This window comes from bacterium (assembly GCA_021372775.1).
GTDB lineage: Bacteria > Acidobacteriota > Polarisedimenticolia > J045 > J045 > JAJFTU01.
The window spans coordinates 1-8,455 of record JAJFTU010000132.1; the positions used below are offsets into that span (position 1 = coordinate 1).

Consider the following 8,455-nt stretch of genomic DNA (forward strand, 5'->3'; position numbering starts at 1 on the left):
GGGCAGCGTCGGCATGCCCACCGCGATGTTCCTCGCGGAGAAGGGGCTGAAGACGCTGGTCGTGGATCAGTTCGCGAGCCCCGGCCAAGGGAGCAACAAGTGCGCCATCGGCGGCATCCGGGCGACGCACTCCCAGCCCGGGAAGATCCGCCTCTGCCTCGACTCGCTGAAGATCTTCTCGACGTGGGAGAAGACGCACGGCGACAACATCGAGTGGTCCGAATGCGGCTACGCCTTCGTCGCCTACCGGCCGAAGGAAGAGAAGCTGCTCAAGGACCTCCTCGTCGTGCAGAAGGGGTACGGCCTCAACATCGACTGGCTGGACGCCAAGCAGATGCTCGAGCTGACGCCGGGGCTGAGCCCCGACGGCCTGATCGGCGGGACCTTCTCGCCGGAGGATGGCTCGGCCTCGCCGCTGATGTCGAACCGCGCCTTCTACCGCCGCGCGAAGGAGCTCGGCGTCGAGTTCCGGTTCGGCGAGCGGGTGACCGGCGTGATCCGCCGCCGCGGCCGCGTGGCCGGCGTGCGCACCGACAAGGGCGGCTACGCCACCGCCGCGGTGGTCAACGCCGCGGGCGCCTGGGCGCGTCCCGTTTCGCAGGGCGCCGGGCTCGACACGCCGGTCAATCCGGACTCCCACGAGGCCGGGGTGACGGAGCCGGTCGCGGCGTTCCTCAAGCCGATGATCGTGGACCTGCGCGAGGCGCCCGGCTCGACGAACTACTACTTCTACCAGCACCGGCCGGGGGCCCTCGTCTTCTGCATCACCCCGGACCCGCCGGTCGTCGGCACCGACCGCCGCGAGACGTCGGCCTACCTGCCGATGGTCGCCGCGCGGATGGTCGGGCTGATGCCGCGGCTGGCCAACGTGAAGGTCCGCCGCACTTGGCGCGGCCTGTACCCGATGACCCCCGACGGCTCGCCGATCCTCGGCCGCGAGGCGCAACTCGACGGCTACTTCCACGCCGTCGGGATGTGCGGGCAGGGCTTCATGCTCGGCCCGGGCGTCGGCTCGCTGATGGCGCGCGTGGTTTCCGGCACGGAGACCGCGGAAGACCGCGCCGTGCTCGAGGAGCTCAAGCCGGACCGCGTCTTCGGCGGCGGGGAGAAGCTCGGCTAGCGGCCGGTTCCTCGTAGATTGTCCCGGCGGGCCGTCCGCGCGGCGGCCCGCCGCTGTTTCCCGCGCGGCGGAGAACCACGGTGGCCTTCTTCGACAACGCCAAGACGCTCGCCGAGTACGTTCACCTGTGCCTCGACCGGCACCTTCGGCACACGTTTCTGGCGGAGATCGACGGCCGCGCGCTGACCTACGCCCAGACGCGGGAGCAGATCGTCGAGATCTGGGCCCTCTTCCGCCGGGCCGGCATCCAGCGCGGGGACAAGGTCGCGCTGCTCGGGCTCAACTCGATCAACTGGGCGCTGGTCTACCTGGGGGCCGTGACGTACGGCGCGGTCGTCGTGCCGATCCTGCCCGACTTCCAGCCGGCCGCGATCCACAACATCGTGGACCTCTCCGAGGCGAAGGCGCTCTTCGTCTCGTCGAACATGATCGAGAAGGTCGAGGGGATCAAGGCGCCGAAGCTCGAGCGCTCGTTCCTGCTCGAGGACTTCCATCCGCTCGACCTGCGCGCGGTGCCGGAGTTCATGAAGAAGATCCGCGTGCAGGTGGACCTGCTGCGCGAGCGGGCCTCCGGCTTCTTCGGCGGGCGCGGCGCGTCGCTGCGCCGGCGGCCGGAGCCGCCGAAGCCGGACGACGTCGCGGCGCTGGTCTACACGTCGGGGACGACCGGCCACTCCAAGGGGGTCATGCTGACCCAAGGGAACATCGTGGCCGACCTGATCTCGGCGGTGCGTTACGTCGAGGTCTCGCCGAACGACCGGTTCCTTTCGCTGCTCCCCTTGGCCCACACCTACGAGTGCACCTGCGGCTTCCTCGGCCCGATGAGCGCCGGGTGCTCGGTCTACCACCTCAAGGGGAAGCCGAGCCCGAGCGTGCTGCTGCCGGCGTTCCGGAAGGTCAAGCCGACGATGGTCTTCGCCGTGCCGCTGGTGATCGAGAAGATCTACCGCAAGCAGGTGCTGGCGCGGATCGAGTCGAGCGCCGTCCTCAAGGCGGCGACGAAGCTGCCGCCGGTGCGGCGGATGGTCTACCGCCGCGCGGTGCGCAAGCTGCTCGAGGCGTTCGGCGGGAGCCTGCGGCAGATGGGCTTCGGCGGCGCGGCGATTCCGCCCGAGGTCGAGCGGTTCATGATCGAGGGGCGCTTTCCGTACTTCGTCGGCTACGGGATGACGGAGTGCTCGCCGCTGATCACCGGCTGCGAGGTCTGGCGGACGCGTGCCGGGAGCTGCGGGCGGCCGATGGACTGCGTCGAGGTGCGGATCGCGAATCCCGGCGCGCGCACCGGCGTCGGCGAGGTGCAGGTCAAGGGGCCGATCGTCACCCCCGGCTACTACAAGAACGCGGAGGCGACGGCCGCGCTCTTCACGCCGGACGGCTGGCTGGCGACGGGCGACCTCGGGAAGCTCGACGCCGACAACTACCTCTACCTGATCGGCCGCTCGAAGAACGTGATCCTCGGTCCGTCGGGGGAGAACATCTATCCCGAGGAGATCGAGCATCTCTTCAACCAGCATCCGACTGTCGTGGAGTCGGTGGTCGTCGAGCGCGGCGGCCGGCTGACGGCGCTGATCCACCCCGACTACGAGATCCTGACCAGCGAGCTGCAGTTGCAGGCGGTTCCGGAGACGGGGCGGCGGGCGCGGATCGAGAAGTACTTCGAGGGGCTGCTGCGCGAGGTCAACGCGCAGGTTCCGGGGTACTCGCGGGTCGTGGGCGTGACGTTGGTCGAGGAGGAGTTCGAGCAGACGCCGACCAACAAGATCACGCGTTATCTCTACGCCTGATCCGTCGCCGCGCGGGCCGCGCGGCGCGTTCCACGGATTGTCGCCGTTGCGTCTGCGCGGGAACTGTCCGCGGGATTCGCGGAACGTACTGCCTGCGCGATTCGCGGAACGTACTGCCCGCGCGAATCGCGGGACGCGCGTCGTGCGGCGGGGGCGGCGGCTCCGCCGACCGGGCACCGGCTGCGCCGCCGCCCCCGCACGCCCGACGTGCTGTCGTGTTTGGCTGGGCGCTTTGATGGTCGTCTGCGGGGGGATGGTCCCTCTTGGATGGTTCGTGCGTCCTGCACGGCCTCGCGCTGCGGCCTTGGTTCGCGGTTGCTGTGTGGTTGGCCGCGTCGATACGGTAGGGCGCGTGTCCATAGATGGGCGCGCGCCGCGCGGCGGGGGGCGGCGGCTCCGCGACGGGGCAATGCTCCGCCGCCGCCCCCCACCGCACGACGCGCTTGTCGCTCTGGGTGCCGCTCTCCGGGCGTTGCGATGACGACGGGCGCCGCGACGGCGATGGGCGTTGCGACGACGACGGGTACCGTGACGGCGACCTGCGCCGCGATGGCGACCGGTGCCGTGACGGCGCTGGGCGTTGCGATGACGGCGGGGCCGTGACGGCGATGGGCGCTTCGATGACGACGGGCACCGTGACGGCGACCTGCGCCGCGATGACGACGGGTACCGTGACGGCGACCTGCGCCGCGATGACGACGGGGGCCGTGACGGCGACCTGCGCCGCGATGACGACGGGCACCGTGATGGCGATGGGCGTGTAGGGGAGGCTGGCGCGCCCCGACGATCGTTCCCCCGCTCACGATTCCACCGCGCCTGCCTCCCGACGTGGACCTCGCGAAACGTTGCCTTTGGGCGTTGAAAGGCAACGGGGTGCTGTGTCCTCGTCGGGCGGCAGGCGCGGTGGGGGCGCCGTTGTTTCGACGAGGTGATCGGCGCGCCAGCCGCCCCTACCGGAACGTGGACCTCGCGAAACGTTGCCCTTGGGGCGTTGATAGGCAAGGTGGTGCGAGGCTCACGTCGGGCGGCAGGCGCGGTGGGGGCGCCGTTGTTCCGACGATGTGATCGGCGCGTCAGCCGCCCCTACCGGAACGTGATTCACGCGGAACGTCGCGTTTGGACGTTTGCGGCGGAGCGCGCGGAAATGACGCCGAGCCGCGGGCGCGGTGGCGCCGGCGTTGCCGGAGGGGAGGGCGGCGCGCCGCCGGGCGGGGGGAGGCGACCGTTCGGGGGGCGTTGCGCGCCGTGCGGAGACTTGCGCAACCGGCCGCACGCGTTCTGCGTTATTTCTCACGTTGGGAGGACGACCATGGGTCGCTTGCTCAAGTTGCTCCTTGTTCTCGCCGTCGTGGTCGGCGCCGCCTACGGCGTCTACGCCTTCTTCCAGGGACGGAAGTCCGGGACCGATGGCATGAAGATCGTGGACGTCGCGCGCGGGTCGGTGACCGAGAAGGCTCTCGCCACGGGCCAGATCGAGCCGCGGCTGAAGTTCCACGTCAAGTCGAAGATCTCGGGGATCGTCAAGCAGTGCTTCGTCCAGGTCGGCGACGTCGTGCGGACCGGCGACCCGCTGTTCGAGATCCAGCCCGATCCGACCCCCGGCGAGCTGATCGACGCCGAAGGGCGGCTGCGCCAGGCGCAGGTGGCCTTCGACCGCGCGGACGCCGACTTCAAGCGGATCGCCGACCTCGCCAAGGCCGGCGTCGTCTCGCGCGGCGACCTTGACGCGGCGCGCGAGGCGAACGACCGCACGAAGACGGAACTCGCGCAGGCCAAGGACAACCTCGAGCTGACCCGCCGCGGCCGCATCGAGGGACGCGGCGCGGCGATGGAGTCGGTCATCCGGGCGACGGAGGCCGGCGTCGTGCTCGAGCGGATCGTCAATCCCGGCGACCCGGTCGTGCCGCTGACGTCGTACCAGGCCGGCACCGACATGGCGACGATCGCCGACATGGGCGACCTGATCTTCCGCGGCACGGTGGACGAGATCGACGTCGGCAAGCTCTCGATGAACCTGCCGGCGCGGCTGAAGATCGGCTCGCTCCCCGACGCCAAGGTGACCGGCAAGCTCTCCCGCGTCGCCCCGCAGGCGAAGGAGAAGGACAACGCGCGGCTGTTCGAGGTCGAGATCGAGCTCGATCCGTCGCCGGGAACGACGCTCCGCGCCGGCTACTCCTCGACGGCCGATCTCGTGATCCGCGAGAAGCGGGACGTCACGACCGTGCCGGAGCGGCTGGTCCACTTCGAGGACGGCGGCAAGAAGGCCTGGGTCGAGACGCCGGCGAACGTGCCGGGCGCGCCGCCGAAGAAGGTGGACGTCCAGACCGGCCTCTCCGACGGCCTCAACGTCGAGATCGTGTCCGGACTGAAGCCCGGCGACAAGGTCGTCGAGCGTCCGCCGCGCGAAATCGGGCCGAGCTGAGGCCGGCGCGATGTCGGGCGGGCTGTTCAACCTGCGCCAGCTGCTGCGCGACCTCTGGAGCCAGAAGCTGCGGACCGCGCTGACCATCTTCGGCGTCGCCTGGGGCACGGTCGCGATCACGCTGCTCCTCGCCTTCGGCGAGTCGTTCCACGGCCGGCTGGAGACGAGCTTCAAGGGGCTCGGCGAGAACATCGTCATCTGCTGGCCCTCGCGCACGGCGCTGCCGTGGGAGGGGATCGGCAAGGGACGGCGGATCCGGCTCACCGAGGACGACATGGAGTTCCTGCGCCGCAAGACGACGACGCCGCTGGCGGGGATCTCCGGCGAGTACAGCAACTCGCTGATGCTGAACTACCGCGACGTCAAGCTGCGCGCGGACGTGTCGGGCGTCGCTCCCTCCTTCGGCGAGATCCGCAACCTGATCCCGTCGATGGGCGGGCGCTTCGTGGACCAGCCGGACTGGGAGGCGAAGCGGCGGACGGCCTTCTTCGGCGACAAGCTGGCGAAGGAGGTCTTCGGCTCGACCGACGTCGTGGGGAAGGAGTTCCTGCTCAACGGCTCGCCGTTCACCGTCGTCGGCGTGCTCAAGCACAAGGACCAGGACTCGAGCTACAGCGGACGCGACGAGGGGAAGGTCTTCATCCCCGGCACGACGTACGTCGCGCTGACCGGCGACAAGTACGTGGACAACTTCATCATCAAGGCCGCCGACGGCGCCTCGACCACGGCGCTCAAGCAGGAGGTCGTCTCGATCGTCGCCGGCCGCCAGCGCTTCGACCCGACCGACCGCGAGGCGCTGTCGATGTGGGACACGACCGACAACCTGAAGTTCCTCACGACCTTCATGGGCGGCTTCCGGCTCTTCCTCGCGGCGGTCGGGCTGATGACGCTCGTCGTCGGCGGGATCGGCGTGTCGAACATCATGAACGTCGTGGTCGAGGAGCGGACGCGCGAGATCGGCGTGAAGCTGGCGCTCGGCGCGCGGCCGCGGCTGGTGCTGTTCCAGTTCCTCGTCGAGACGATGCTCATCACCGCGATCGGCGGGGCGATCGGGCTGGCCCTGTCGGCGGCGATCTGCGCGGCGTTCCCGGCGCTCAACCTCTCCGAGTTCGTCGGCACGCCGCACGTCGCGGCGTGGAACGCCATGGCGGCGGCGGCGGTGCTCGGCCTGGTGGGACTCGTGGCCGGCTGGTTCCCGGCGCGCGACGCGGCGCGCCTCGACCCGGCCGTGGCGATGAAGGCATAGCGATGGCGACCGGACTGAACGTCGTCCTGCACCTCTTCGTCGGCGCCTCGCGCGTCCAGCGCAAGCGCGCGGCGCTGACGATCGCGGCGATCGCCTGGGGAACGCTGACGCTGATGCTGCTGCTCGCCTTCGGCGAGGGGCTGGCGCGGCAGCTCAACAAGGCCCGCTCCGGGCTGGGGAACAACATCGCCGTCGTCTGGCCGGGCGAGACGAGCAAGGTCTGGCGCGGGCTGCCGGTCGGCCGGCCGATCCGCCCGATCATCGACGACATCGATCTCCTGCGGCAGCGCGTGCCGGGGCTCCAGACGGCGGTGGGGGAGGTCGTGAGCTGGCAGACGACCCTCTCCTGGCGCGGCAAGACGGTCAACGGCCGGGTCAACGGCGTCGAGCCGGAGTACGGCGAGATCAGGAACCACATCCCGGCGATGGGCGGGCGGTTCATCAACCAGCACGACGTGGACGAGCGGCGGCGGGTGATCTTCCTCGGGAACAAGCTGGCGACGGACATCTTCGGGCCGCGCGACCCGGTCGGGGAGACGCTGCTGGTCAACAACGTCGCCTACACCGTCGTCGGCGTCATGCAGCGGAAGCTGCAGATGGGCTCGTACCAGGGTCCGGACGAGGACCACGCCGTCGTGCCGAACTCGACCTTCAAGGCGCAGTTCGGGCGCGACCGCCTGAACAACATCCTGCTGAAGACGGCGCGCCCGGAGGACATGGAGGGGGCGCTGCGCGGCTTCCGCGAGGCGCTGTCGCCGAAGTACGGCTTCGACCCCGACGACGACCACGTCTTCGGCGTCTGGGACACGGTCAAGTCGTCGAAGATGATCCGCGACATGGGGGTCGGGATCGAGATCTTCCTCGGGCTGATCGGCGGCCTGACGCTGCTGGTCTCCGGGGTCGGCGTGGCGAACATCATGTACGCGGTGGTCAACGAACGGACGCGCGAGATCGGCGTGAAGATGGCGCTCGGCGCGCGGCGCTCCTGGATCACCGGGCCGCTGGTGCTGGAGTCGCTGACCTTCACCCTCGTCGGCGGCGTGCTCGGGATGCTGGCGACCCTGGCGATCGTCGCGGCGATCGGCGCGATTCCGATGGAAGGGAACGAGGCGCTGGAGTACCTGGGCAAGCCGGTCGTGACGCCGTGGATCGGCGTCTTCGCGGCGGTGGTGCTGGGCCTGATCGGCACGGCGGCGGGCTATTTCCCCGCGCGGCGCGCGGCGGGAGTCAATCCCGCCGAGACGCTGCGCTACGAGTGAGGGCTTCCGATGGGCGCGCGGAACGAAGCGGCGGAGACGGACGGCGCGGTGATCCGGATGGAGGGGATCCGCAAGGTCTACGACACCGGCAAGGTGAAGGTCGAGGCGCTGCGCGGCGTGGACTTTTCGGTGCGGCCCGGGGAGTTCGTGGCGGTCGTCGGGCCGTCCGGCTCGGGGAAGTCCACGCTGATGAACCTGATCGGCTGCCTCGACACGCCGACCGACGGGACGTACCACCTGCGGGGCGAGGCGGTCGCCGGGATGGGGCCGAACGAGCTCGCCGCGGTGCGGAACCGGCGGATCGGCTTCATCTTCCAGAACTTCAACCTGCTGCCGCACCTGACCGCGGCGGAGAACGTCGAGATGCCGATGCTCTTCGGCGGCGTGGGGCGCGCCGAGCGGCGCCGGCGGATCGTCGATCTGCTGGAGCGGGTCGGGCTCGGGGAGCGGATGGAGCACAAGCCGACCGAGCTGTCCGGCGGACAGATGCAGCGCGTGGCGATCGCGCGGGCGATGGCGATGGAGCCGGACATCCTGCTGGCCGACGAGCCGACGGGGAACCTCGACACCAGCTCCGGCGGCGACGTGATGTCGCTGTTCCAGGACCTCTGGAAGCAGGGGCGC

Annotated in this window: 7 protein-coding genes; all 7 read left to right on the plus strand. The window is 70.2% G+C overall.

What is annotated here, in order from left to right; all coding sequences use genetic code 11:
• Window positions 1–1,120, plus strand: a 1,120-nt coding sequence (locus LLG88_04370; GenBank protein MCE5246141.1) for an FAD-binding oxidoreductase, incomplete at its 5' end; no start/stop codon positions are given.
• A gap of 80 nt (window positions 1,121–1,200) precedes the next feature.
• Entirely contained in the window at window positions 1,201–2,904 is a 1,704-nt protein-coding gene (locus LLG88_04375) for an AMP-binding protein (GenBank protein MCE5246142.1), read from the plus strand.
• A 620-nt stretch (window positions 2,905–3,524) separates the two neighbouring features.
• Window positions 3,525–3,668 (plus strand): hypothetical protein, encoded by a 144-nt coding sequence (locus LLG88_04380; GenBank protein MCE5246143.1) that lies wholly within the window; start codon window positions 3,525–3,527, stop codon window positions 3,666–3,668.
• Window positions 3,669–4,222: 554 nt separating this feature from the next.
• Complete coding sequence (locus tag LLG88_04385) at window positions 4,223–5,326, plus strand: efflux RND transporter periplasmic adaptor subunit (protein ID MCE5246144.1); 1,104 nt, start codon at window positions 4,223–4,225, stop codon at window positions 5,324–5,326.
• Window positions 5,327–5,336: 10 nt separating this feature from the next.
• Window positions 5,337–6,572, plus strand: a complete 1,236-nt coding sequence (locus tag LLG88_04390) for an ABC transporter permease (protein MCE5246145.1) — start codon at window positions 5,337–5,339, stop codon at window positions 6,570–6,572.
• A 2-nt stretch (window positions 6,573–6,574) separates the two neighbouring features.
• Entirely contained in the window at window positions 6,575–7,831 is a 1,257-nt protein-coding gene (locus LLG88_04395) for an ABC transporter permease (protein ID MCE5246146.1), read from the plus strand.
• 9 nt (window positions 7,832–7,840) lie between these two features.
• Window positions 7,841–8,455 (plus strand): ABC transporter ATP-binding protein (locus tag LLG88_04400; GenBank protein ID MCE5246147.1); only part of this gene is annotated, 615 nt, incomplete at its 3' end.

Coding starts and splice junctions, on each gene's coding strand:
- LLG88_04390 (MCE5246145.1), top strand. CDS start 5,337: ATGTCGGGCGGGCTGTTCAACCTGCGCCAGCTGCTGCGCGACCTCTGG.
- LLG88_04380 (MCE5246143.1), top strand. CDS start 3,525: ATGACGACGGGCACCGTGACGGCGACCTGCGCCGCGATGACGACGGGT.
- LLG88_04395 (MCE5246146.1), top strand. CDS start 6,575: ATGGCGACCGGACTGAACGTCGTCCTGCACCTCTTCGTCGGCGCCTCG.